The 25756-nt window shown below is 64.4% G+C and carries 23 protein-coding genes; 7 read left to right on the top strand and 16 right to left on the bottom strand.

Translation table 11 applies throughout. The features are described 5' to 3' along the window. Window positions 1-12: 12 nt before the first annotated feature. Window positions 13-687, bottom strand: coding sequence for a uridine kinase (locus L1277_RS09675; protein WP_253376171.1), 675 nt, complete (start codon window positions 685-687; stop codon window positions 13-15). 43 nt (window positions 688-730) lie between these two features. On the opposite strand from L1277_RS09675, the gene L1277_RS09670 reads away from it, so the two are divergent. Then, on the top strand, window positions 731-1603 hold the full coding sequence (locus L1277_RS09670; RefSeq protein ID WP_253376170.1) for an A/G-specific adenine glycosylase: 873 nt from the start codon (window positions 731-733) through the stop codon (window positions 1601-1603). Between the two features lie 33 nt (window positions 1604-1636). On the opposite strand, the gene rbfA is transcribed toward L1277_RS09670, so the two are convergent. From rbfA to nusA, 4 genes are all read right to left on the bottom strand, one after another. Further along, on the bottom strand, window positions 1637-2077 hold the full coding sequence (gene rbfA, locus L1277_RS09665; protein WP_253376169.1) for a 30S ribosome-binding factor RbfA: 441 nt from the start codon (window positions 2075-2077) through the stop codon (window positions 1637-1639). A 102-nt stretch (window positions 2078-2179) separates the two neighbouring features. Next, window positions 2180-4930: a translation initiation factor IF-2 gene (infB, locus tag L1277_RS09660; RefSeq protein WP_253376168.1), complete on the bottom strand. Its 2751-nt coding sequence runs from the start codon at window positions 4928-4930 to the stop codon at window positions 2180-2182. Between the two features lie 83 nt (window positions 4931-5013). Further along, the gene (locus L1277_RS09655; RefSeq protein WP_253376167.1) at window positions 5014-5274 is read right to left on the bottom strand and encodes a YlxR family protein; all 261 of its coding nucleotides are present in this window, start codon (window positions 5272-5274) and stop codon (window positions 5014-5016) included. 41 nt (window positions 5275-5315) lie between these two features. Beyond that, window positions 5316-6302, bottom strand: a complete 987-nt coding sequence (gene nusA / locus L1277_RS09650; RefSeq protein ID WP_253376166.1) for a transcription termination factor NusA — start codon at window positions 6300-6302, stop codon at window positions 5316-5318. Between the two features lie 184 nt (window positions 6303-6486). Between nusA and L1277_RS09645 the strand changes: the two genes are divergently transcribed. Beyond that, a complete protein-coding gene (locus L1277_RS09645) occupies window positions 6487-7962 on the top strand; it encodes a sodium:alanine symporter family protein (protein WP_253376165.1) in 1476 nt (491 codons plus the stop codon). A gap of 89 nt (window positions 7963-8051) precedes the next feature. Here the strand turns inward: L1277_RS09645 and L1277_RS09640 are convergent, their stop codons facing one another. From L1277_RS09640 to L1277_RS09625, 4 genes are all read right to left on the bottom strand, one after another. Beyond that, entirely contained in the window at window positions 8052-9818 is a 1767-nt protein-coding gene (locus L1277_RS09640; protein ID WP_253376164.1) for a proline--tRNA ligase, read from the bottom strand. Window positions 9819-9861: 43 nt separating this feature from the next. Next, complete coding sequence (ispG, locus tag L1277_RS09635; protein WP_253376163.1) at window positions 9862-11016, bottom strand: flavodoxin-dependent (E)-4-hydroxy-3-methylbut-2-enyl-diphosphate synthase; 1155 nt, start codon at window positions 11014-11016, stop codon at window positions 9862-9864. A gap of 67 nt (window positions 11017-11083) precedes the next feature. Further along, window positions 11084-11725 (bottom strand): CoA transferase subunit B, encoded by a 642-nt coding sequence (locus L1277_RS09630; protein ID WP_253376162.1) that lies wholly within the window; start codon window positions 11723-11725, stop codon window positions 11084-11086. 3 nt (window positions 11726-11728) lie between these two features. Continuing rightward, entirely contained in the window at window positions 11729-12508 is a 780-nt protein-coding gene (locus L1277_RS09625) for a CoA transferase subunit A (protein WP_253376161.1), read from the bottom strand. Window positions 12509-12721: 213 nt separating this feature from the next. Here L1277_RS09625 and L1277_RS09620 point away from each other — a divergent pair, with 213 nt between their 5' ends. Beyond that, window positions 12722-13906, top strand: a complete 1185-nt coding sequence (locus L1277_RS09620) for an acetyl-CoA C-acetyltransferase (RefSeq protein WP_253376160.1) — start codon at window positions 12722-12724, stop codon at window positions 13904-13906. Window positions 13907-14139: 233 nt separating this feature from the next. Here the strand turns inward: L1277_RS09620 and L1277_RS09615 are convergent, their stop codons facing one another. The 3 genes from L1277_RS09615 to L1277_RS09605 form a co-directional block, all read right to left on the bottom strand. Continuing rightward, window positions 14140-15942 (bottom strand): HNH endonuclease signature motif containing protein, encoded by a 1803-nt coding sequence (locus L1277_RS09615; RefSeq protein WP_253376159.1) that lies wholly within the window; start codon window positions 15940-15942, stop codon window positions 14140-14142. Window positions 15943-16403: 461 nt separating this feature from the next. Further along, complete coding sequence (locus L1277_RS09610) at window positions 16404-16973, bottom strand: hypothetical protein (protein WP_253376158.1); 570 nt, start codon at window positions 16971-16973, stop codon at window positions 16404-16406. Window positions 16974-17062: 89 nt separating this feature from the next. Next, window positions 17063-19108 carry a prolyl oligopeptidase family protein gene (locus tag L1277_RS09605; protein WP_253376157.1) on the bottom strand — a complete coding sequence of 682 codons (2046 nt, stop codon included), beginning with the start codon at window positions 19106-19108 and terminating at the stop codon, window positions 17063-17065. 75 nt (window positions 19109-19183) lie between these two features. Here L1277_RS09605 and L1277_RS09600 point away from each other — a divergent pair, with 75 nt between their 5' ends. The 4 genes from L1277_RS09600 to L1277_RS09585 all read left to right on the top strand — a co-directional run bounded on the left by L1277_RS09600 (window position 19184) and on the right by L1277_RS09585 (window position 21886). After that, on the top strand, window positions 19184-20575 hold the full coding sequence (locus L1277_RS09600; RefSeq protein ID WP_253376156.1) for an aspartate aminotransferase family protein: 1392 nt from the start codon (window positions 19184-19186) through the stop codon (window positions 20573-20575). 36 nt (window positions 20576-20611) lie between these two features. Then, entirely contained in the window at window positions 20612-21079 is a 468-nt protein-coding gene (locus tag L1277_RS09595; protein ID WP_253376155.1) for an NUDIX domain-containing protein, read from the top strand. An 81-nt stretch (window positions 21080-21160) separates the two neighbouring features. Then, window positions 21161-21604, top strand: a complete 444-nt coding sequence (locus L1277_RS09590; protein WP_253376154.1) for a VOC family protein — start codon at window positions 21161-21163, stop codon at window positions 21602-21604. Between the two features lie 9 nt (window positions 21605-21613). Next, complete coding sequence (locus L1277_RS09585) at window positions 21614-21886, top strand: DUF2277 domain-containing protein (protein WP_253376153.1); 273 nt, start codon at window positions 21614-21616, stop codon at window positions 21884-21886. Window positions 21887-21948: 62 nt separating this feature from the next. Here the strand turns inward: L1277_RS09585 and L1277_RS09580 are convergent, their stop codons facing one another. The 4 genes from L1277_RS09580 to L1277_RS09565 all read right to left on the bottom strand — a co-directional run bounded on the left by L1277_RS09580 (window position 21949) and on the right by L1277_RS09565 (window position 25751). Then, window positions 21949-22257, bottom strand: a complete 309-nt coding sequence (locus tag L1277_RS09580; RefSeq protein ID WP_253376152.1) for an SHOCT domain-containing protein — start codon at window positions 22255-22257, stop codon at window positions 21949-21951. Between the two features lie 131 nt (window positions 22258-22388). Further along, window positions 22389-23057, bottom strand: a complete 669-nt coding sequence (locus tag L1277_RS09575) for a response regulator transcription factor (protein WP_253376151.1) — start codon at window positions 23055-23057, stop codon at window positions 22389-22391. Next, the gene (locus L1277_RS09570; RefSeq protein ID WP_253376150.1) at window positions 23054-24328 is read right to left on the bottom strand and encodes a sensor histidine kinase; all 1275 of its coding nucleotides are present in this window, start codon (window positions 24326-24328) and stop codon (window positions 23054-23056) included. The genes L1277_RS09575 and L1277_RS09570 overlap by 4 nt, the downstream gene beginning before the upstream one ends. Window positions 24329-24422: 94 nt before the next feature. Beyond that, on the bottom strand, window positions 24423-25751 hold the full coding sequence (locus tag L1277_RS09565; protein ID WP_253376149.1) for a site-2 protease family protein: 1329 nt from the start codon (window positions 25749-25751) through the stop codon (window positions 24423-24425). Window positions 25752-25756 lie beyond the last annotated feature (5 nt).

Here is a 25756-nt window from a genome sequence, read left to right as displayed (position 1 = left end):
CGGGCTGGAGCGTCAGCAGCTGTCGAGGAACACCCGCATCGGGTGGGCGACATCTTCGTTGTTAATCACAGCCGACGCTCGCGTGCGCGGGCGTGAGTCGCGCTGGTAGAGCTGTTGACCGCCGACATACCGGGCGTTGGACGGCGCGGTCGGGTCCGGGTCCACGCCGATCGACGAACTCAGCCGGGCGTATGCCTCGGCGAACGGTACGTCCAGCCAAATCGAGTAGTGCCAGAGTCCGCGCAGCTCGGGGCGGTGCAGGAACACGCCGTCGACGATGAGCGTGGCGTCCTTGGGCCCGGTGACCCAACGCAGCTCTTCACCGGTGTCGCGCTTCTCGTCGAAGCCGACGAGCTGGAACCCGGTGCTCCCGGCCATCCGGTACGGCTCGATGAGTGCGCGGCGAAACAACGAGTAGTCGAACGAGTCGGAGTAGTACCCCTCTGCGGAGTCCTTCCCCCGCTGATACCGCTCGTGGCGTGGCCGGTGGAAGTCGTCGATGGAGGCCCGAAAAACCGTGCGGTCCTCCTCGCGGAACACCTCGGCCAGGTCGTCAGCGAATTCAGCCGTTCCCGAGCCGCTGATCCCGTCGACCGCGACAATGGTGCGGCCGACACCGTAGTTGTGGGTGATCTCGCTTCGCAGGTCGCGCATCACTTCGACCCGAGGCGTCGTGACTAGTCTCATGTGTCGAGAATACCCGCGAGTGAGCGCATACGCTGGGGGTGGTATGTCTTCTGCACAGCTTTCTCCCCGCATCCTCGACTGGTTCGCCGCGAACCGGCGCGACCTGCCGTGGCGTGAACCGGGCTTCCCGGCGTGGGGCACCCTGGTCTCCGAATTCATGTTGCAACAGACCCCGGTCGCCCGGGTGATTCCTCGGCTCGCCGAGTGGCTCGAGCGCTGGCCGACGCCTGCTGACCTTGCGAGTGTTCCGCCCGGTGAGGCTGTTCGCGCTTGGGCGAACCTGGGCTACCCGCGCCGCGCGCTTTGGCTGCATGCGGCCGCCGTAGAGATCACCGAGCGGCACGGCGGAGTGGTTCCGCACGACGTCGACGCCCTTCTCGCCCTCACCGGCGTCGGTGACTACACCGCTCGGGCCGTCGCCGCATTCGCTTATGGCCATCGGCATCCGGTGGTCGACACCAACACCCGCCGGGTCATCGCGCGCGCCGTCGAGGGCAACGCCGAACCGGCTCCCCCGTCGAACGTGAGCGACCTGGCCCGGATGGAGCGCCTGCTGCCCGATGACCTCGACGAAGCGCACCGCTTCAACGCCGGCATGATGGAACTCGGCGCGATCGTTTGCACCGCACGCTCACCGCGCTGCGACGCCTGCCCTCTCGCCGATACCTGCGCGTGGCGCCAGGCCGGCTACCCCGAGTATCTCGGCAAACGCAAGGCCGTTCAGAAGAAGTATGAGGGCAGCGACCGACATGTCCGCGGACTCATCATGGCTGAGCTGCGTGCCGCGCACGTGCCGGTGACGTCCGCCGAAATTGAAACATTATGGGCGGATGCCACGCAGCGGGACCGCGCGTTGGCCGGCCTTGTTACCGACGGCCTGGCCGTTCACCGAGAAACGGGCTACCTGCTGCCCTGAGGCAACAGATAACCCGTTTCCAGACCGCGAAGACTAGTCTTCGTCGTCCGAGATGACGCGTGGTTTGACGTAGGGGTCTTCGTCTCCGGCGTACTGGGCGTTCGACTTGAGCGCCTCAACGGCGGAGTCGCGTTCGCGGGCCTGGGCGAGGAGCTCGTCGAGGTGCTTGGCGCTCTCAGGTAATGCGTCGTGGATGAATTCGAGGCTCGGCGTCAGCCGTGCCGTGATGTTTTTGCCAACCTCGCTGCGGAACATTCCCTTGGCCGCCTCAAGTGCGGCCGCCGAGTCTGCGCGTTCCTCATCGGAACCGTAGACGGTGTAGAACACGCTTGCGTGCTGCAGGTCTCCGGTGACGCGGACGTCGGTGATGGTGACAAAACCGAGCCGGGGGTCCCGCAGTCCGCGCTCAAGGCGCTTGGCGATGATCTCCTGGATTCGGTCGGCCAATTTACGTGCTCGTGGGTTTTCGCCCATGATCTTCTCCTTCAGCCAGCAGCCTGGTGGCTCCTGACAAATTCAGAACCGGGAGCCGGAAACGGCAGCCTCAAAGTGAGACTGCCGTTTCCGACGAGGAGCCTAACCGCGCGGCTTCTCTTTCATCTCGGTCGTCTCGATCTCGTCACCGATCTGGATGTCGTTGAACTTACCAAGACCAATACCGGCCTCGAAGTCCGTCCGCACCTCGGTGACGTCGTCCTTGAATCGACGCAGCGACTCGATGGCGAGGTTGTCGCCAACCACAACGCCGTCGCGGATGACGCGGGCACGAGCGTTTCGGGTAATCGTTCCTGAACGGACGATGACACCGGCGATGTTGCCGAACTTGGAGGAGCGGAACACCTCGCGGATCTCGGCCACACCGGACTGGACCTCTTCGTACTCGGGCTTGAGCATGCCGGTGAGGCTTGCTTCCACATCGTCGATGGCGTTGTAGATAACCGAGTAGAAACGGATGTCGACACCCTCGCGAGCGGCACGTTCCCGTGCCTTCGGGTCGGGGCGAACGTTGAATCCGATGATGATCGCGTTGTCGATGGTCGCCAGGTTGACGTCCGACTCCGTGATCGCACCGACACCGCGGTGGATGATGCGCAGCTGGACGCTCTCGTCGATCTCGATCTTGAGCAGCGACTCTTCGAGTGCCTCAACGGCACCGGAAACGTCACCCTTGATGATGAGGTTGAGCGATTCGACCTTGCCCTCTTCGAGTGCACGGGTGAAGTCCTCAAGGCTGATGCGCTTGCGGGACTTGGCCAGCTGGGCGTTGCGCTCTGCTGCTTCACGCTTCTCAGCGATCTGGCGCGCCGTGCGGTCGTCGTCCGTGACCAGGAAGGTGTCACCGGCGCGAGGCACCGACGACAGACCCTGAACCTGAACCGGTCGTGACGGCGTTGCGAACTCGACGGCATCGCCGTTCTCGTCGGCCATCGCACGAACACGTCCGTATGCGGTACCGGCAACGATGGGGTCTCCCACCTTGAGCGTTCCCGACTGGATGAGCACTGTCGCAACAGCACCGCGTCCCTTGTCGAGCTTCGCCTCGATGGCAACACCGCGTGCGTCCTTGTTCGGGTTGGCACGCATGTCGAGTCCGGCGTCAGCGGTCAGCAACACAGCATCAAGGAGTTCCTTGATACCGATGTTGTTGCGAGCCGACACGTCAACGAACATGACGTCTCCACCGTATTCTTCGGCAACCAGTCCGTATTCGGTGAGCTGCTGGCGCACCTTCTGCGGGTTGGCCTCTTCCTTATCGATCTTGTTCACTGCAACCACGATCGGCACGTTCGCTGCCTGGGCGTGGTTGAGAGCCTCAATCGTCTGGGGCATGATGCCGTCGTCTGCCGCGACCACGAGGATCGCGATATCGGTGACCTGCGCACCACGGGCACGCATGGCGGTGAACGCCTCGTGACCCGGGGTGTCAATGAAGGTAATCGGTCGTTCGATGCCTTCGTGCTCGGCAACCACCTGGTACGCACCGATGTGCTGGGTGATGCCACCGGCTTCGCCTGCGACAACGTTGGCGTTGCGGATTGCGTCGAGCAGTCGGGTCTTACCGTGGTCGACGTGACCCATGACGGTGACGACAGGAGGACGAGCCTCGAGGTCTTCGTCTGACTCTTCCGCGAGCTCCTGGTCGAGGTCGATCGAGAAGCCTTCGAGAAGCTCGCGATCCTCTTCTTCCGGAGACACGATCAGAATGCGGTAACCGAGCTCTTCACCGAGGATGCCGAACGTCGCCTCATCGAGAGACTCGGTCGCGGTTGCCATTTCACCGAGGTGGAACAGAACCGTGACGAGGTTTCCGGGGCTGGCGTCAATCTTGTCAGCGAAGTCAGCGATGGACGCTCCACGACGCAGTCGGACAACCGTTGTGCCGTCGCCGCGGGGAACGCTTACGCCGCCAAGCGACGGAGCTTCCCTGAGCTCGAATTCCTGCCTCTTGGCGCGCTTCGACTTGCGGGACTTGCTCTTTCCGCCTCCGCGACCGAATGCACCAGCGGTTCCACCGCCGGGGCCACGACCACGACCGCCACCACCTGCGGGGCGGTTAGGACCGAAGTTCGATCCGGGAGCACCACCCGGGCGCTGGAATCCACCTGCCGCGGGAGCACCGGGGCGCTGGAAACCGCCACCGGCGGGACGAGCGCCACCCGGACGCTGGAAGCCACCTGGACGACCGGCGCCTGCCGGGCGCGGGGCACCGGGGCGGGGCGAACCCGGACGCGGAGCCTGCGGACGTGGGATGTTGCTCGGGGTCGGGCGCTGGCCCATGCCCTGCGCGCTGGCGAACGGGTTGTTGCCCGGTCGGGGTGTTGCCGGGCGCGAGCCCATGCCCTGCGCGCTTGCGAACGGGTTGTTGCCTGGGCGAGGTGCACCTGGGCGGGGTCCCCCAGGAGCTGCGGGCTTCTCGGCCGAGGCCGGAGTAGAGGCAGCAGGCTTCTCCGCGGCCGGAGCCGGGGTCGATGCGGCGGGCTTCTCCGCGGCCGGAGCCGGGGTCGGTGCTGCTGAGGGTGCGGGCGCCGGGGCAGCTGCTGCCGGCTTTTCAGCGGCAGGAGCCGGTGCCGGTGCGGGAGCCGGTGCGGGCGTAGGGCGCGAACCCGGCTTTGCAGCGGTCTTTGCGGCGGGCACCTTTGCGGCGTCAGCGGACGGCTTGGCACCGTCTGCTTCGAGAGCAGCACGGAGCTTCCGTGCTACCGGGGGTTCAATCGTTGATGAAGGCGACTTGACGAATTCGCCCAGTTCCTTCAGTTTCGCAAGGGCGACCTTGCTGTCGACACCGAGTTCGGAAGCGATCTCGTGTACGCGTGGTTTTCCAGCCACTATTCTCCTGTCTGGGTCCACCCAGACAGGGCGGACCGTTATTGGCGGACGGGTCTCATTTCGAGCCGCTCATTAGTTGTCCATTAGCCGTTCAGCCTGTTCTCTCGTACAGAATTTTCAAGTGCTGCCGTGTCGAGGGGTCTCGGCTCACGGAGTGCGCGCCCGAAGGCCCGCCGCTTCACCGCGAGTTGGTAACACTGGATTTGCGGATGCAGCCACGCACCTCGGCCAGGCAGTGACGCGGTGGTGTCCACCACGAGCTGTGAGTCCTGGGCCACGATCCTCACGAGGGAGGATCTCTCGGCACGCGCGCGGCAACCGACGCACGTTCTAACAGGTTCCATCGTAGCACTCCCCCAAATTTGTCAGGCCCTGGGAGCGGATGTCAGTCCTCGAGGATCGAATCCGGCTGGATGTCGATCTTCGCACCGGTCAGTTTCGCGGCAAGCCGGGCGTTCTGTCCTTCTTTGCCGATGGCGAGCGAGAGCTGGTAGTCGGGTACGAGGGCGCGAACCGCTTTGGTGGCCTCGTCGATCATGAACGTGCTCGACACCTTGGCCGGTGACAGCGCGTTGGCCACGAAGGTCGCGAGGTTCGGCGAGTAGTCGACGATGTCGATCTTCTCTGAGCCGAGCTCCTCGGTCACCGCGCGAACCCGACGTCCGAGTTCACCGATGCAGGCACCCTTGGCGTTGACGCTGGGGTCAGTGGCACGAACCGCGATCTTGGTGCGGTGGCCCGCCTCCCGGGCGAGTGAGACGATCTCCACGACGCCCGACGCGATTTCCGGCACCTCAAGAGCGAAGAGCTTCCGAACCAGCGACGGGTGCGTGCGCGACACCGTGATCTGTGGGCCCTTCATTCCACGGGCGACGCTCGTCACGTAGACGCGAATGCGAGCACCGTGCTTGTACTCCTCGCCGGGCACCTGCTCCTCGGGCGGCATGATTGCTTCGATCGTTCCGAGGTCGATGTGCACCATGCGGGGGTTAGGTCCCTGCTGCACGACGCCGGCGACGATGTCGCCTTCGCGCCCCTTGAACTCTCCGAGGATGGCATCGTCGGCCAGGTCGCGGAGTCGCTGGTTGATGACCTGCTTGGCAGCGAACGCTGCGATGCGGCCGAAGTCTTCCGGCGTGGACTCTGCCTCACCGATAATGTTGCCTTCGTCGTCCGTCTCCGGGACGAGGACGGCGACGTGACCGGTCTTGCGATCCAGTGAGACGCGAACCTCAGGTTCGGCTTCGCCCGGAACCGCCTGGCTCTTCACGTAAGCGGTGCGAATGGCCTGTTCGATGATGCCGATGAGCTCGTCGAGGGGGATTTCTTTCTCCCGCTCCATCATCTTCAGCACGTTGAGATCGATGTCCACCGGGGTACTCCTCTATTCAGCTGCCACCGCCACTTCTACACTGGCGGATCGATCTTCTAACTTACCCGACGCTCAGGCTTTCCGACACCACGGGCCGCGTCAACACCGTGACGGTTCGTCGTGAACCTGCCCCGACGCATCCGCTCGACAGTGTCACCTGTTCAGGGGGTTTAGGTTTGAACGCATGGATACGATCAACGATTTTGTACTCAGCGCCGGCGACGGCCTCTGGACCTGGATCCTGTTGCCTGTCGTCGGGATTCTCGGGGTGTACTTCACTGTCCGAACCGGAGTGGTGCAGTTTCGCTTGATTCCTGAGATGTTCCGCACCCTGTCGGACAAGACGCCCCTCGACACCGACGGTAAGGCGCAGTCCGTTTCGGCCTTCCAGGCGTTCACCATTTCTGCGGCATCGCGCGTGGGTGTTGGCAACATCGCCGGCGTCGGTACCGCGATCGCCATCGGTGGGCCTGGAGCGGTGTTCTGGATGTGGACGATGGCGTTCATCGGCGGCGCGTCGAGCTTTGTCGAGTCAACGCTCGGCCAGCTGTACAAAACCAAGGACAAAGACGGCTTCCGTGGTGGACCCGCGTATTACATGCAGCGCGGACTCGGCGCGCGGTGGATGGGAATCATCTTCGCCGTGATCCTCATTCTCTGCTTCCCACTCGCGTTCAGCTCGCTGCAGGCCAACACGATCAGTGCGACCGTCGCCAGCACCGTCGGCGTTGACCTGGACTGGCTGCCCTGGATCGTCGGGCTGGCACTGTCCGCGCTCACCGGACTGGTCGTCTTCGGTGGGGTTCGCCGCATCGCATCAGTCACGCAGGCCGTTGTTCCCGTGATGGCACTGCTCTACCTCGTTGTCGGAATCCTGATCGTTGCAATGAACGTGACCGAAGTACCCCGGGTGTTCGGCGAGATCTATGCCGGCGCGTTTGGTTTCCAGCAGGTCGCCGGAGGTGCCATCGGCACGATCATTCTCCAGGGTGTGAAGCGCGGAATGTTCTCCAACGAGGCAGGACTCGGATCGGCGCCGAACGCCGGCGCGTCAGCGGCCGTCACGCACCCGGTCAAGCAGGGACTCGTGCAGACCCTCGGCGTGTACTTCGACACCTTCCTGATCTGCTCCATCACGGCTTTCATCATCCTCGTATCCACTCCCGACCTGGCGAACGCCGAACGCGGTATCGGGCTGACCTTCGACGCGGTGACCGGTCAACTCGGTGCGTGGTCGGGTGTGCTGCTCAGCGTGATCGTCTTCCTGCTGGCGTTCAGCTCGATTCTCGGCAACTACTACTACGGCGAATCGAACATCGAGTTCATCACCACCAAACGCGTCTGGTTGACGACCTACCGTGTCTTCGCCGTTGCAGCCGTTCTCGCCGGTTCTGTGCTGACCGCTGACCTGGTCTGGAACACGGCTGACGGTCTGATGGGCATTATGGCGCTCGTGAACCTCACCGCGATCGCATTGCTCGGCACAGTGGCGTTCAAGCTGCTCAAGGACTACTCCGAGCAGCGCCGCGATGGGTTCGACCCGGTCTTTACCCGCGACCGGCTGCCCGAGCTGAAGAACGTCGAGTGCTGGCAAGACGCACTGAGCGTCACCGGCCCGATGCCCGTGATCAAGGGCAAGCAGGCAACCAAGACCCGCTAACTCCTGGCAACAAAAATCCCGGTCGGACAATCCGACCGGGATTTTTTGTGTGCACGCACCTGAGGGCGCGGTTTGTCAAGGCGGTGCGCTTAGCCCCGGAGCGCCTTCGCCGCGTCCGCGAGGGCAACGGGTGTGCGCTCGTTGCTGCGGCGGTCCCAGAGTTCAACGACGCCGTCGGCAACTCCGCGGCCGACAATGACGATCTTCGGGATACCGATGAGCTCAGCATCCCCAAACTTGACGCCGGGTGACACCTTGGGGCGGTCATCGAAGAGCACGTCGAAGCCCGCAGCCTCAAGGTCAGCGACCACCGTCTCAGCGGCCTCAAAGACCGCCGCGTCCCGGCCCGTCGCGACAACGTGTACGTCGAACGGGGCGACCGTCTCCGGCCAGATCAGACCGTTGGCGTCGTTGTTCAACTCCGCGATGATCGCGAGGATCCGCGTCACGCCGATGCCGTATGAACCCATGGTGACCGTGACGAGCTTGCCGTTCTCGTCGAGCACCTTGAGGCCAAGCGACTCCGCATACTTGCGTCCGAGCTGGAAGACGTGGCCGATTTCCATGCCGCGGGCGAGTTCAACCGGGCCCGAGCCGTCGGGGGCGGGGTCGCCGGCGCGCACATCGGCGACCTCGGCGATGCCGTCTGCGTCGAAGTCACGACCGGCGACAAGACCGAAGACGTGCCTGCCATCCTCGTTGGCGCCGGTGATCCAGCTGGTTCCAGCGACAACGCGAGGATCACGAAGATAACGGATGCCTGTGGCCGATTTTTCGCCCAAAACGGCGCCGTTCGCGCCCCACGGGCCGATGTATCCCTTGACCAGTCCGGGGTGCTTGGCGAAGTCCGCTTCGGTCGCCGCCTCGATCTCGGCGGGCGCGAAGGCAACCTCGGCACGCTTCAAGTCAACGTCACGATCACCGGGCAGGCCGACGATGACGAGTTCACGGGTTCCGTCGAGGTGTGACAGCGCGAGCACGACGTTCTTGAGCGTGTCCGCCGCCGTCCAAGGCTCGCCGTTCGCCCTCGGGTGCTCGGCGTTGGCCAGGTCAACGAGGGTCTGAATCGTCGGCGTGTTCGGGGTGTCGAACACTTCGGCGGCCGGCTGGCCCTCGATCTCTCGTGCCGGTGGAACAAGTGTCGTCCACGCTTCGACGTTGGCCGCATAGCCGCCCTCGGACCGAACGAAGGTATCCTCCCCGACCGGGGTGGGGTGCAGGAACTCTTCGCTCCGAGACCCGCCCATGGCACCGGCGTCGGCCTTCACGATGGCGTACTCGAGCCCGAGGCGAGTGAAGATGCGCTCATAGGCGTCGCGCTGCTTCATGTAGCTCGCGTCGAGACCGGCATCCGTGTAGTCGAACGAGTAGGCGTCCTTCATGGTGAACTCACGCCCACGCAGCAGCCCGGCGCGGGGTCGTGCCTCGTCGCGGTACTTGTCCTGGATCTGGTAAATCGCGAGCGGCAGGTCCTTGTACGACGAGTAGAGGTCCTTGACCAGAAGGGTGAACACTTCTTCGTGGGTCGGGGCCAGGAGCATGTCGCTGCCCTTGCGGTCCTGCAGGCGGAACAGGCCGTCGCCGTATTCGTCCCAGCGGCCGGTGACCTCGTACGGTTCCCGCGGCAAGAGCGCCGGGAAGTGAACTTCGTGCGCTCCGGCGCGGGTCATTTCCTCGCGGATGATCGTTTCGATCTTAGCTTTGACCTTGAGCCCGAGCGGCAGCCATGCAAAGATACCGGGCGCCTGGCGCCGGATGTATCCGGCCCGGACGAGAAGGCGGTGACTGATCACCTCGGCATCTGACGGGTCTTCGCGGAGGGTCTTGAGGAAATAGTTAGTTAGCCGAGTTACCACCCGTCCATGCTAGTCCCGCCCGACACTCCGGCCGGAACTGGCGCTAGCTGACGCTGACGACCGGTGCGCCGACGCTCGTGTCGTCAGCGGGCATTTCGGCCGCGATGCGGTTGGCCTCTTCGATGAGCGTTGCGACGATCTCCGACTCCGGGACGGTCTTGATGACCTGTCCCTTCACGAAGATCTGACCCTTGCCGTTTCCGGAGGCGACGCCGAGGTCGGCTTCACGGGCTTCACCCGGTCCGTTGACGACGCAGCCCATCACGGCAACGCGCAGCGGCACGGTCATGCCTTCGAGACCGTCGGTGACGTCGTTGGCGAGCTTGTACACGTCGACCTGGGCGCGACCACAGCTCGGGCAGGACACAATTTCAAGCTTGCGTTCGCGCAGGTTGAGCGACTGCAGGATCTGCAGGCCGACCTTCACCTCTTCGGCGGGCGGGGCGCTCAGGGAAACACGGATCGTGTCGCCGATGCCTTCGGAGAGCAGGATGCCGAACGCCGTCGCGCTCTTGATCGTGCCCTGGAATGCCGGGCCGGCCTCGGTGACACCGAGGTGCAGCGGCCAATCACCGCGCTCGGCGAGCAGCCGGTACGCCTTCACCATAACGATGGGGTCGTTGTGCTTGACCGAAATCTTGAAGTCGTGGAAGTCGTGCTCTTCGAACAGGCTGGCTTCCCAGACAGCACTCTCCACGAGCGCCTCCGGGGTTGCCTTGCCGTACTTCTGCAGCAGGCGAGGGTCGAGCGAACCGGCGTTGACGCCGATTCGAATCGAGACGTCCGCGGCCTTGGCGCGGCGAGCGATTTCACCGATTTGGTCGTCGAACTTACGAATGTTGCCCGGGTTGACCCGGACACCGGCGCAACCGGCGTCGATGGCGGCGTAAACGTAGTTCGGCTGGAAGTGAATGTCAGCGATGACCGGGATCTGGCTCTTTTTCGCGATGATCGGGAGCGCTTCAGCGTCGTCACGGCTGGGCACGGCGACTCGAACGATGTCACAGCCGGATGCCGTCAGTTCGGCGATCTGTTGAAGCGTCGCGTTGATGTTTGTGGTTGGCGTCGTTGTCATGGACTGGACGCTGACCTGTGCATCACCACCGACGAGGACTTTTCCGACCTTGATCTGGCGTGACTTGCGTCGCGGAGCGAGGATCTCGGGGACCTTGGGCATTCCCAAATTAACTGCTGGCACCCAGCCATCCTACGCCGGGCCTGCTGAACGTCAGCCGATGGAATATGGTCCGAAAGATGGATCCTGCTCAGCCATCGAGGGAAACGGTCAACGGGGGTTCCGTCGCCGCGATCACCTCGTCCACCGATACTCCCGGTGCCGTTTCGACGAGGACGAGCCCGTTCTCGGTCACGTCGATCACCGCCAGGTCGGTGATGATCCGGTTCACGACTCGTCGTCCAGTGAGCGGAAGGGAGCACTCGTGAACGATCTTCGCGCTGCCGTCACGGGCGACGTGTTCCATCAGGACGATGACCCGACCGGCGCCGTGAACGAGGTCCATCGCACCGCCCGGCCCCTTGACGACCTTGCCGGGGATCATCCAGTTCGCGAGGTCTCCGCTCGCCGACACCTGCATGGCCCCGAGGATGGCTGCGTCAATCTTCCCGCCGCGGATCATGGCGAAGCTCAGTGCTGAATCGAAGAACGCCGTTCCGGGAAGTGTGGTGACCGTTTCCTTTCCGGCGTTGATGAGGTCGGGGTCGACGGCATCCTCCGTGGGATATGGACCGACGCCGAGGATTCCGTTCTCCGATTGGAGCGTGACGGTGATCGAGTCGGGCACATAGTTCGGCACGAGGGTGGGTAGGCCAATGCCGAGGTTGACGTATGCCCCGTCTTCCAGTTCACGCGCCGCGCGGGCGGCCATCTCGTTTCGAGTGAGAGCCATGGGTCAGGCACCTTCCGTGTGGCGAACCGTGCGTCGTTCAATACGTTTTTCGATGTCGGTTCCCACCTCGAGGATCCGGTGGACGAAGACCCCGGGCAGGTGAACGGCATCCGGGTCGATCTCGCCCGGCTCGACGAGTTCCTCCACCTGTGCGATGCAGACCCTGCCGGCCATCGCGGCGAGCGGCGAGAAGTTCCGGGCGGACTTGTCAAAGACAAGATTGCCGTGTCGATCGCCTTTCTTCGCGTGAACGAGCGCGAAGTCGGTGGTAATGGCCTCTTCGAGGACAAACGGCTTGTACTCGCCTCGAACGGAGAACGTCTGCACGGGTTTCGGCTCTGAGGCAATGGCAACTCCCCCGCTGCCGTCATAACGACGGGGCAACCCACCCTCGGCAACCTGGGTCCCGACACCGGTCTGGGTGTAGAAGGCGGCGATCCCTGACCCACCGGCCCGGAGCTTTTCCGCGAGCGTCCCCTGGGGAGTGAGCTCGACCTCCAGTTCGCCGGAGAGGAACTGACGCTCGAACTCCTTGTTCTCGCCAACGTACGACGACGTCATTTTTCGGATCCGGCGGTTGCCCAGCAGGATGCCGAGGCCCCAGTCATCAACACCGCAGTTGTTGCTCACGATCGAAAGATTCTCACTGCCGAGTTCGAGCAGTGCGGTGATGAGAATCATCGGGTTCCCGCACAAGCCGAAACCGCCGACGGCGAGCGATGATCCGCTCCGGATATCGGCCACCGCCTCAGCTGCGGTTGACACTGTTTTGTCCATCGTCATTCGTGCACCTCCGTTGCTGCCCGTGCCGCGCCGTTGCGGCAGTCGTGTTGGCTGGGCGGTTCAGCCCGTCTGCCAACGGGTACCAACCTATCGGCTTCACCACGGTTCTCGGGTAGCTTCTGGAGAGCGGGCGAGCCGCGAAATCGTGGCAAGCTGGACAGGCATCATTTTCCCGCGCAGTGCCGCGGCCAGCGACGAAGGAGTCGGAATCACATGAGCCAGAACGACGTAGTCATCCTTGCGGGTGCTCGCACTCCACAGGGCCGCTTGCTGGGCCAGCTTGCCGGATTCAGTGCTGTTGAGCTGGGCACGATCGCCCTTAAAGCCGCGCTGGAGCGGTCGGGAGTCGATGTCGGCGATGTCGATTCGGTGATTTTCGGGCAGGTGCTTCAAGCCGGGGCGGGGCAGAATCCAGCACGCCAAACGGCGCGCGCAGCCGGGATCGGCTGGGATGTCCCCGCTGTCACGGTCAACAAGGTGTGCCTGTCTGGAATTCAGGCGGTGACCGACGCGGCCCGTCTTATTCGTTTGGGCGAAGCATCCGTCGTCGTTGCTGGCGGTCAGGAGTCGATGACCAACGCGCCGCACGTCTTGCCGGCGTCGCGCAGGGGATACAAGTACGGCGAGGTCACGCTGATCGACACAGCAGCTTTTGACGGGCTGACCGATGCCTTCGACGGCGACTCAATGGGTGTATCGACCGAGCGGCACAACGGGCGGCTCGGAATCGACCGCGGCCAGCAGGACCAGGTGGCTGTGGACTCGCACACGCGTGCGGCACAGGCGCAGACGAACGGGATCTTCGACGACGAGATCACGCCGGTCGAGGTGCCCTCCCGGCGCGGTGAGCCGACCATTCTGACCTCGGATGAGGGTGTGCGGGGTGAGTCGACGCTCGAGTCGCTGGGTGCGTTGCGTCCAGCCTTCAACAAGGACGGGACGATCACAGCCGGCAACTCCTCTCCGCTCAGTGACGGGGCGTGTGCCCTTGTGCTGGCGAGTCGGGCCTATGCCGAAGAGCACGGTTTGAGCTGGCTCGCGGTTGTTGGCGCGTCAGGCTCGGTTGCCGGGCCTGATAACTCGTTGCATTCCCAGCCGTCTCGAGCGATAGCGGATGCCGTCGGCAAAGCCGGTTGGGCCGCTTCAGATCTCGATGTGGTTGAGATCAATGAAGCCTTCGCCGCGGTCAGTGTGCAGTCAATGCGCGATCTCGGGCTGGATGCTGCAAAGGTCAATATTCACGGTGGAGCCATTGCATTGGGGCACCCCATCGGTGCGTCAGGCGCTCGACTGGTTCTTCATGCGGCGATGGAGTTGTCGCGTCGCGGATCAGGAAAAGCCGCTGCGGCGCTCTGTGGCGGTGGCGGCCAGGGAGACGCCCTCTTGCTTTCGCTCTAACCAAGCGTGACGCTCCCGACGCGGCTCTGCGCGCCCAGGACTTTCACAGATGGGTTCCGTGACGTGATCAGTCTTCGCACGTCGATGAGGAACATGGCGACGATGAACCGAGGGACTTCCGATATCCCTATGCCGAGATACTTCTGATTGGCTCGATGCCGCTCAGCCACATCGACACACTGCTTCCGGTGGAATTCTACGTTCGGTGACCCGCCAGTGAACTCCGGTTCGATCTAGAAGGGCGGGGCGTCAGAGGTGATTCGGCCTCCGTTTCCATCGTCGAACGTGTCGTCGCTGTTGTGTTTGTTTTGTGTGAGTCGATCGGTCAGGCGCGAATAGGCGTCGTGTCCTCGTTTCTTCTCCTGCTCGGCGTCGGTCATTGTTTCACCGTTCGACGGTGAGTTCGCCGTTTCGCCGTTGCCCGGTTTGGCCGTGGCCACTGGTGGGATGGGTCCTCGGGCGGGGTTTTCGGGGTGGGTGAGGTATTCGCGGCCTTGGGGTGAGGTCCATTTCAGGGTGCCGTTGCCGAGTTGCTGAACCTGCCATTGGGTTTCGTGTTTCATTTTGTGGTGTTTCGGGCACAGGCTGGCGAGGTTGTCGATATCGGTGCATCCGCCGGTGCTGAATGGGTCGGTGTGGTCGATATCGCAGGTCACCGCTCTGCGGTTGCAGCCCGGGAATCGGCAGTAGCCGTCTCGGTAGCGGAGGAATCGTCGCATCGCTGCGGATGGGGTGTATTTTGTGCTGCCGAGCGAGAGCACGACCCCGGTTTCGGGGTGGGTGAGCATCCGGTGGAACTCCGGTGCCTGGGCGGCGAGGTCGCGAGCGGTTTGCGGGTCGATCGGCCCGTAACCGTCAAGATTCCCCGGCTCATCACTTCGGCCCAACAATGTGAGCACGGGAACGGTGACCAGCACGGTCGGCACGATCTTCCGGAACGGCCGGACCGGGTCAACACCCGGACCGGCACACGACACCCGATACACCGTCGCCCCCGATGTCGCTAACACCACACCGCCAACAGCCTCACTGGCACTGTCGGTGTCGGTGTTGGTGTCGGTGTCGGTGTTGGTGTCGGTGGGTGGTTCGGTGCTGTAGCGGTAGGTGCCCAGGCCGGTGCCGAAGATGCGGGTGCCGGTCGGGTCGGGGGTGGAGAACTCACCGGTGAATGATTCGAGCAACCCGTCAACGACGATGTCAGCATCCAACTGGGCCAGCGTCCGGGGTTCGGCCGGGGATTGCAACCGCATCGACTGTGCCCGGATCGCGTCGAAGATCGTCTCCGCTAACGGGGCGGTGGTGAACAGGCTCACCCAGGCCATCCCGTCGGGAGCGGGAATGATCTCCACCCGACGATCACGCACTGACTTCACACACCGCTGAACCGCGGACTCCGGAACCAGTCGCTCACGCATGATCCGGGTTTTCTGCCGGAACTGCGCCACCGTCATCGTTGTCGCGAACGACAACACCCGCCGTTCCAACTCCGCAGCCGCCTCATCAGCCAGAGTCGCGATTTGGTCGACGAGTTGTTGGGCATGCCGGTAACTGATTTCCCCTGCCCGTAACGCGTTCATCGTCAACGGCAACCGGTGCACCAACACCCGACTCTCCTCCACCAGGATGCCGGCGGTGCGTTCCGGGATTCGTAACGCACACGCTAACTCCGAAATGAAGCATCGCAACGCCATCTCCCGACACTGCAACACATCCTTCGACCCCGCAATCACCCCTTCCTCGTTCACCAGCGCAAGAGTGCAGGCCCGGTCAACGAACTCCGCCTTCCACGCCGCCTGCGTCGCCTCCAGCCTCTCCACCTCAGCAACCGCATCGAGCATCCTGCTGCAGGTGTTCGCGGTTCGAGCGAACGGTGTCGGCGGTGCAGGCGGGTCATCCCGAAACGGCACATGCACAAACACTGCACCCGGCGGTACCGGAATGAACGGGTCAGCGGGGATTTCGTCCGACTCCACACACGGAGTGACAAGCTCTTCCCGGGTTGGCAGTACGTCCCGCGGGTCCAGCAACCGGGACATATCACGGACAGTCTTCACCACTGCCGGATCAAGCTCATTTACCCGCTGTGGCTCCCGCCACCGCCGAATGCTCGAGTAAATCTTTTCCGGAAGCGCAGGATGCTCCCCCGACGGCCACAACCCCGGCCCCACCGGAAACCACGGCGGATCCACCCGCACCTCGGGCTCGGCCCGCGAGTCAGGCTCCTTTCGCCCCTGCGCGCCACGTCGCAGGCCCGGCTGCGGTTGCTCGTCAGTGGCAGCCACGCCCTCCAGAGCTGCAGGCTGCGGGGGTCGGTGCACCACACCGCTGTCGGGAGGATCGTTGATTTGTTCGCCGGGAGTACCGACTACATCGTCGTTTTCCATACTCCAAGTGAACACCCCACCACCGACATCCGTTCGAGTCGGAGTCAAGCTGCGGAGAAGTTCCTTCGATCGCTTGTTCGAGCAAGACTTTGGTCACAGAGAGGGGGGCGTGATCAGGCAGAGAGGAAAACCGTGACCGGACCCGCCTCCATCGGACCTCCACACTGTTCGGTGCCGCCAACTCTCTTCCACTCGAGATCGGTGACCACTTCGCCGACGCTGCTCCCGTCCAAACGCAACACAGAGATTGTGACCTCATCGGGCGAGCCGAACGGCATCTCGACCACCCAGTCGGCACCGCCAGCGTGACGCACAATGTACGGCGTCATCAGCTCCGGTGAGGTCGAGGGTGACCCCGAGGTCGAGGGTGGAAGTGAGGGCACCGGCGAGCGCGAGGGGGAGGCCGGCGACCCGGGAAGCTCGCTCACGTCATCCGGCTGGACACTGACCAGCGGCTCATCCTCCGAGAGAACCGCAAGCTCATCGTCCGTGGCCGAACACACATCATCGCCATCGCAGAGACGCACGCTGCCGACATCCGACACATCGCCGACAAGCTCAATCTTCACCGTGTTGATATAGCCGATCGCTGTGCACACCGTGCCGAACCCACCAAATCCGCATCCAGTCACAAGAATGCAGAGCAGCACACCGACGGCCAGCCCGCCACGCTTCAACCTCATCCGGTGATCGATCACCCTGTGACAGTGACAGGCGACGCCGGGCTTCCGCACCCTTCAGCGGCTGATCGTTGCCAATCGGTGATCTGGCTCTATGCCAGCCGCTCCGCCAGAAAACGGTATGCCAATGCCGACATATGCGCCGATTGTAGATTGGTGGCCGCTCCCCCATGTCCACCCTCGATGTTCTCGAAGTAGGTCACATCCTTGCCCGCATCGATCATGCGCGCCGCCATTTTGCGCGCGTGACCCGGATGCACACGATCGTCACGCGTCGACGTTGTGAACAGCACCGGCGGGTACTCCCGTGCCGGATCGAACAGGTGATACGGCGAGAACGTCTGCAAAAACGCCCAATCAGCGGGATCATCCGGGTCGCCATACTCTGCAATCCAGGACGCACCCGCCAGCAGGTGCGAGTACCGCTTCATATCCAGTAGCGGAACCTGGATGACCACCGCCCCGAAGAGCTCCGGATACTGCACGAGCATATTCCCGGTCAGCAAACCGCCGTTCGAACCACCCTGGATTCCTAAATGCGAAGCGGATGCCACGCCGCGCGCGGCGAGGTCGCGAGCGACCGCCGCGAAATCCTCGAACGCCCGGTGCCGGTTCTCCCGAAGCGCCGCCTGGTGCCAGAGCGGCCCGTACTCGCCACCACCCCGGATGTTCGCGACAACGTAGACACCACCCTGCTCAAGCCAGCCCCGGCCGAGCGAGCCGGAGTAGCCGGGAGTGAGCGAGACCTCGAATCCGCCATAGCCGTAGAGCAGCGTCGGTGTCGTGCCGTCGAAAACCAGGTCCTCTGGCCGCACCACAAAGTACGGCACGCGGGTACCGTCGTCTGACGTCGCAAAGTGCTGGTCGATCCTGAGCCCGGTTGTGTCGAAGAATTCCGGCTGGCTTTTGAGCTTCTCGGGCGGCGTCGTTCGGTCACCGACGGTCACTAATGCCAGGGTGGTCGGCGTCAGGTAGTCGGTGGTCACGAGCCAGACGTCATCACTCTCATCGGAATCGACGGCAGCGATCTGGACCGTACCGAATTCGGGCGCACCGACAAATTCACTGCGCTGCCACGTGGCATCCGTTCGCGTCATCACATGCACGCGACTGGTGACGTCGTCGAGAACAGTGAGGACGAGGTAATTGCGGGTCCAGGTTGCGCCGGCCAGCGACGTGGTTGCGGTCGGTTCGAAGACCACCTCAACCCGGCGATCCCCCGCAACGAAGGCATCGAACGGTGCTGAGAGCAGTGACCCGGACCGATAGACGGCGCCGTCGAGCTCCCAGTCATCGCGGAGTTCGACCACCAGCCACTCGCGGGAGAATCCAATCTCGGCCGAGGCAGGCACGTCGATCTTCGTCAGGGTGCCATCGACGTCGACGTACATGTCTGAGGTGTAGAACGTCGTTCCTCGATACACAAAGTCACGGATGTAACCGGGCGTGTGGCTGCGGAATGCCCCGACAGACACGTCGGTCAGGTCACCCTCAAAGACGATCTCGGCGGAATCGAGCGGGGTTCCGCGCCGCCACCTCTTCGCGATGCGAGGGTACCCCGACGTCGTGACGGCGTTCTCGCCCAGGTCAGAGGAAAGGTAGACGGTGTCGTCGTCGATCCAGCCGAGGCTGCCCTTGCCTTCCGGACGAAAGAAGCCGCCGTCGTCTGGGTCGACAAAGCTGAGGGTGACCAGGTCGAACTCGCGCGTCACGTCTGCGTCGGAGCCGCCGTGTGACAGGTCGATAAGCGCTCTGCGGTAGCCCGGCCGTAGCACCGAGGCGCCGTGCCACACCCAGTCCTCACCCTCGGCGGCATTGAGCGCGTCAAGGTCGAGCACCGTCTCCCACTGTGGCTCCTCGGTGCGGTACTCGGTGAGCGTCGTCCGCCGCCAGAGCCCGCGCTCGTGCCGAGCGTCACGCCACAAGTTGTAGTAGAACTCGCCGATCTTCTGCACCATCGGAATTTTGGCGTCTGAGTCCAGAACCGACAGCACGCGAGCTTCGGTGTGAGCGAACTGGGGCGTTGCGGCGAGGGTCGATTCGGTTCCGGCGTTGCGAGCGCGCACCCAGTCGAGTGCGGCGCTGGCGTCGATTTCTTCCAGCCAGGAATACGGATCGTGATGCTCGACGGACGTCATGGCTCTCAGCCTAAACGGCACCAGCTGCGCCGAAGGGCTGTTGCTCGCCCCGGCCGCGGGTCTACCCTCGACAGCGTGGCAGCGAACCCTGAGGCCTATCGCGAACCGCTCGAGAAAGCACACCAGCACGCGAGCGAGTGGCTCGCCTCTGTGCCCACCCGGCCGGTTCGACCCCAACAGGGCGCGGACGACGTTGCCCGCCACTTCTCAACACCGCTGCCCGAGCAGCCGACCGACCCCACAGACGTCGTCGAGGAACTTGTCACCTTCGCCGAACCGGGGCTCATGGCCATGCCATCCGGACGCTTCTTCGGCTGGGTCATCGGCGGCACCCTGCCGGCCGCGCTGGCGTCGGACTGGCTCGTCAGCGCCTGGGACCAGAACAGCGCACTCCGTTACGCGTCGCCGTCGACCGCGGCCATCGAACAGGCCGCCGGTGAGTGGCTGCTCGACCTGCTCGGCCTCCCGTCGCACTCGGACGTCGGATTCACCACCGGCGCGACCATGGCCAATTTTGTCGGGGTGGCCGCCGGCCGAAAAGCCGTCCTCAATGCCGCCGGCTGGAACCTCGACGTCGACGGCCTCAGCGGCTCTCCCCGCATCACCGTGCTCGTCGGCGAGGAGCGTCACGCCTCCCTCGACCTTGCCCTGCGCTACCTCGGCCTCGGCACTCCAACGACGGTGCCGGTCGATGATCAGGGTCGTCTGATTGACACGGCGATGACGGATGCCCTCGGCTCGGTCGATGGCCCCCTCATCGTCTGCCTCCAGGCGGGTAACCTCCACTCGGGTGCGTTCGACCCGATGCGAGAGACGATCCGGCAGGCGCACGAACACGGTGCGTGGGTTCACGTTGACGGCGCGTTCGGACTGTGGGCCGCCGCGAGCCCGCGTTATCGGAATCACCTTGACGGGATCGAGACCGCCGATTCGTGGGCGACAGACGCCCACAAAACCCTCAACGTGCCGTACGACTGCGGAATCGCGATCGTGGCCAGACCCGAGGTGTCACGGTCCACTTTTGGCGTGCACACCGACTACCTTCCGGCTGACACAACGGGCCCGGGAGATCCGTGGGAGAAGGTTCCCGAGCTCTCCCGGCGCGCGCGTGGCGTGCCGGTGTGGGCAGCCCTCCGGTCACTCGGCCGCTCAGGAACCGTTGAGCTTGTCGAGCGGCTGGCCGACACGGCGTCCAGGCTCGCGACCGGACTCGCCGCGATTCCGGGTGTCGAGGTTCTCAACGACGTCGTCTTCACCCAGGTGTGCCTGGCCTTCGGCTCCGATGAGCTGACGCGCGCCGTCACCCAGCAGCTCATCTCGGATGGAACGGTCTGGATGTCGGGGTCGCACTGGCAGGGTCGCGACATTCTGCGCATCTCCGTGAGCAACTGGTCAACGGATGCCGATGACATCCGTACCTCGATTGAGGCCGTTCGTCATGCTCTTGAGGTCGCCCGCTCGGCCTGACTGGCTCGCCATCCGGGATGTTCTAGAGTGTCCCCCATGCCCACACCAGACTTCGTCCTTGCCCTGCGCGAAAAGATCGGAAACGACCCGCTGTGGCTCTCCGGTGTGACGGCGGTCGTCTTTCGCGGCGAAGACGTTCTCTTGGTGCGCCGCGCCGACACCAGTGAGTGGACACCGGTCACCGGCATCATCGACCCGGGAGAACAGCCCGCAACAGCCGCGTGGCGCGAAGTTCTTGAGGAAGCGGATGTTCGGGCAACCGTTGAGCGCCTGGTCCGGGTCGGCGTGACCGATCCGGTGGTTTACCCGAACGGTGACCAGAGCCAGTACCTCGACCTTGTCTTCCGGCTGCGGTACGACTCCGGCACCCCGGCGCCCGCCGACGGCGAGAATACCGAAGCCGCGTGGTTCCCGGTGAGCGAGCTCCCGCCCATGTCGGCCGACATGCGCGAACGGATCCACGCCGCGGTGGAGAACCAGCCCGAGGCCCAGTTCTCCTCCTGACCCGCGCTCGCCTTTTCGCGACGACGGGGCGATAATCGTCGCAGCAGCTTCGATGAGGAACTGTCGACGAGGAGGTCACACATGTCCGTGGTCTTGAACCCCTACCTTCATTTTGAGTCCACCGCACGCGAGGCGATGACGTTTTACGCGTCGGTGTTCGGCGGAACGCTCACCCTGAACACGTTTGCTGATTTCGGCGGCAGCGGCGATCCGGACGACGACGAGAAGATCATGCACGGCCAGATTGACGCACCGAACGGGCTCGTGCTCATGGGCAGCGATATCCCGGCTGGCATGGAGTCATCCGGCTCGAACGGCTCGATCTCGCTCAGCGGTGACGATGAAACGGCGTTGACCGGATTTTTCGAGGGTCTGGCGACGGGCGGCACGATTTCTGAGCCGCTCACCAGGGCACCGTGGGGCGACAGCTTCGGCATGCTCGTTGACCGTTTCGGCGTCGAGTGGCTTGTCAACATCTCTGGCGCGGCTGCAGCGGCCGAGAGCAATTCCCCTGATTCGATGTGAGGTCGTGCCATGTGCAGAAACATCCACCAACTCCACAACTTTGAGCCGGAAGCCACCGACGACGAGGTGCACGCCGCGGCGTTACAGTTCGTGCGCAAAGTCAGTGGCTCAACCAGGCCGTCGAAGGCAAACGCTGAGGCGTTCGATCGGGCCGTTGTGGAAATTGCCCATGTCACGAGGCATCTGCTCGAAGACCTCGTGACCACGGCACCGCCGAAAGACCGTGAGGTGGAGGCGGCCAAGGCGAAGGAGAGGTCGGCGAAGCGGTTCGCCACCGCCTGACCGCTCCCTCGCTGGGCGCCGTCGAGTTGCGCCGCTGATGGGGTGCCTCGTGGCCTGGGCGGCTAGTTCTGGCCCGGCCCCGGATTGTGCGTCCTGATCACCTCAAGTCGCGCCCGGTATTCGGTCTCCTCGATGTCTCCGTTGGCGAACCGTTCGGCCAGGGTTGCTTCGGCGCTGCGACCGGCCTGGTGCGCCATCGCCCACGGCGGCGACGATCGACGCCAGCGGCGGCCGAGGACAGCGAACAGCACACCGAGAACGACGATCCAGAACAGCGGGATCACCAGGAAGAGCCAGGGAAAGCCGGGGCCAGCGCCGGGGCCCCAGCCGGGGTGCATCTGCAGGGCAGTGCTGGTCAGTGTTGTAAGCATGAGGGAGTCTCTTTTCGTCGAGCGGTTCCGGCGGAACCGGGTACCCCCACTCTCCCCGCCTGCCTCAGTCGGCGAATCTGCCGCGGGAACGAATCCCTCGTACTCCTGGCGAACGACTCGAGCCGTCGCCGTTACGCCGAGAGGCCGGGAGTGACGAGTCCGCTCTCGTAGGCGAGCACCACGAGCTGCACCCGGTCGCGGGCACCGAGCTTGGTGAGGATGCGCGACACATGCGTCTTCGCGGTCAGCGGGCTGAGGAACAGCCGCGCGCCGATCTCCTCGTTCGACAGCCCGGCAGCAACGAGCACCATCACCTCACGCTCCCGCTCGGTCAGATCGCGCAGGCCGTCGACCGACCGCGGCGCGACGAGGCCACCCGAGATCCGTTCGAGCAGTCGCCGGGTCACGGTCGGTGAGAGCAGGGCGTCACCCGCAGCGGCCACCCGCACCGAGCGGATGAGCTCGACCGGCTCGGTGTCCTTCACGAGAAACCCGCTCGCTCCCGCTGCGATCGCCTGGGCCACGTATTCGTCGAGTTCGAAGGTCGTGACCACGACAATGTGCGTTCCGCCGAGCTCGGGTGCCGCGGTGATCTGCTCGGTTGCCCACAGCCCATCGCCATCCGGCATTCGAATGTCCATTAAGACGACGTCGGGACGTTCCGCGCGAACGAGAGCGACAGCATCCGTTCCCGTCGCTGCTTCACCGACAACATCGATATCGGGCTCCGCCTCGAGCAGCGCCCGAAACCCGGCCCGAATGAGCTGCTGGTCGTCTGCCAGCACCACGCGGAGCGTCACGGCTGCTCCCTGGGCACCTGCACGGTGACCACGAAGCCCCCGGTGGGTCCGTCGCTGGCGTCGAATGTGCCGCCGAGCAGGGTGACCCGTTCGGCCATGCCGAGCAGGCCGCTTCCGCGAATGTCCTCGCGCGCGTGCGCTGACAGGCCCGTTCCGTCGTCAGAGATACGTAAGCGGATGCTGTCGCCTGCGTCTTCGAGGACAACAGCCGCCGTCTGGGCGCCGGAGTGGCGAAGAACGTTGGTGAGACTCTCCTGCGCGACGCGGTAGAGCGCGAGCTGCACGCGCGCCGGCGGCAGCTCAGTGACCGCGTCCTCGAACGTCACCTCAATGCCGTGCGCCCGGAACGACTCGACGAGCGGGGCCAGCGCGGCGAGGTCAGGTTCGGGTACGCGACTCGCGGCGTCGGTGGTGTCCGAGCGGAGGAAGGCGAGCACCCCGCGCACCTCATCGAGCGCCGTCTTGCTCGAGGTCTTGATGTTGGCGAGCGATTCCCTGGTCTTCTCGGGATGAGTATCCATGAGGTGCAGGCCCATGCCCGCCTGGACGTAAATCTGTGACAACGAGTGGGCGAGCACGTCGTGCAGCTCCCGCGCGATGCGCATGCGTTCGGCCTGCTCGACGGTCGTGCGGTGCTCGAGCGAGCGACGCCGTGCCTCCTGCAGGTGCTGGCGGCGGGACCGGGCGCCCTCGGCGATCGCGATGAGCAAGGCGAGTCCGGCGGTGGCCAGGGCGACGCGCACGGGATGCCAGTCGAGTCCGAGCATCGACCCGACAAAGACGGCGACCAGCCAACCCGAGACCACGGAGGCGTACACCCAGATTCGGGTGCCGCGGAAGATGCCGGAGAGGATGGCGAAACCGAGCGCGATCGTGGGTGGCCCGACAAATGGTGTCGTCAGGAGGTCGGCAACGGCGATCGCCGCGACCGCGGCAACGACGGGCCCGGGAAAGCGCCGAGCGCCGATGAGGGCCAGCGGCCCGGCAACGGCGAGCGCCGCGGCGAGGATGGCTTCGAGCGGCGAGTACGGGCCGGTGCGCAGGAGAATGACGAGGGTCGGCGGCACCTGGACGAGGAACGAGAGAATCACTGGCAACCAGAGCCGAACGGCGGGCGGCAGGCCGCGGAATCCGGTCGGCGGCCCGTAGCCCTCTCCGGGCCCGGAGCCCTGGGCCCACTCGGCACCCTGCGAGAAGCCGGGACCGCGCCCGCTCACCGGGCCAACCCACGATGCGCCGACACTCCCGAGATCCGAACGTGCTGTGTCCATCCTCCGAGCGTATCGCTCGTGACCGGGTGCGTCGTCGGCCGACGGGTACGCCCCGACTACTCCGCGCGGAGTATGCGGCGAGTATTCGTAAGCGTTAGCCGAGGAGGTTCACCGGTTTGACGATGTCTGCGAAGATCAGCAACGCACTCATTCCGCCGAGAAGAATCACCACGACAAAGGTGAGCGGCATGAGTTTGGCCGCGTCGACCGGCCCCGGATCCTTGCGCGCAAACAGCTTGGCGAAGCTCCGGCGGAGTGCCTCCCACAGTGCGGCAGCCACGTGGCCGCCGTCGAGGGGAAGCAGCGGTACAAGGTTGAACACGAACAGGGCGACGTTGAGCGAGCCGAGAAGCCCGATCATGGTCTGCACCTTGGCGGAGATGGGGACCTCGTCGAGGCTCACCACTTCACCGGCGATCCGGCCGACTCCGACAACACTGATCGGTCCATTCGGGTCACGCTCCCCCGGTCCGAAGGCGGCCTGGGCGATGCCGACGAGTCGGTCGGGCAGGTTGAGGATCATGTGCCCGACCTGCACGACATTGTCACCGACGGCGGGGAGGACGGCCGTCAGCGGCTGGGGCACCAGTTCGGATTGTGAACCGATACCGACAAAGCCGACCTGTTCTGTCTGGGGCGTGCCAGAGGCATCCGTGATCGGTTCATTCTTGTCATCGAGAATGTACCGCTCGGTGAGCAGCGGGGTCAGGGTGACCGAGAGCGTCTTCCCGTCACGGGTAAGGACAACGTCGAGGTCGCTGCCCGGCGAGGTGCGGATGATCTCGGTGGCGTCGTCCCAACTGTCGACCTTCTGTCCGGCGACCGACTCGAGCGTGTCTCCCGGCTTGAGACCGGCCGCCGCACCGGGGGCGAGGGGGTCGTCGGCGGCACAGCTCGTCTTCTCGGTTCCGGCGGGCAGCACACACTCGCTCACCGTCGCGATGGTGGTCGAGGCTTGGGGCGAGCCGAAGCCGACGAGCACGATGGCGAACATGACCACGGCAAGCAGGAGGTTCATGGTGGGACCGCCGAGCATGATGATGATGCGTTTGAACACCGGTAGCCGGTAGAAGGTACGGTCTTCCTCACCGTCGCCGACCGTTTCAGCACTCGCGCTGCGCGCGTCCTGCACGAGGGTCTGGAAGAATCCGGTCGACGCCGTGCGCGCCTTGCCGTCCTTGGCGGGTGGATACATGCCGATCATCGAGATGTAACCACCGAGCGGAATCGCTTTGATGCCGTATTCGGTGTCGCCCTTCGTCCTCGAGAAGACGGTCTTGCCGAAGCCAATCATGTACTGGGTCACCTTGACGCCGAACAATTTCGCTGGCACCAGGTGACCGACCTCGTGCAGGCCGATCGACACGGCGATTCCCACCAACATGATGAGAATGCCGAGAATATAGAGAAGGACAGATTCCACGCTCG

This window comes from Okibacterium sp. HSC-33S16 (assembly GCF_024171565.1).
Taxonomy (GTDB): Bacteria; Actinomycetota; Actinomycetes; order Actinomycetales; family Microbacteriaceae; genus Mycetocola_A.
The sequence above is the reverse complement of the archived record's forward strand: the minus strand, read 5'-3'. Positions and strand labels throughout refer to the sequence as shown.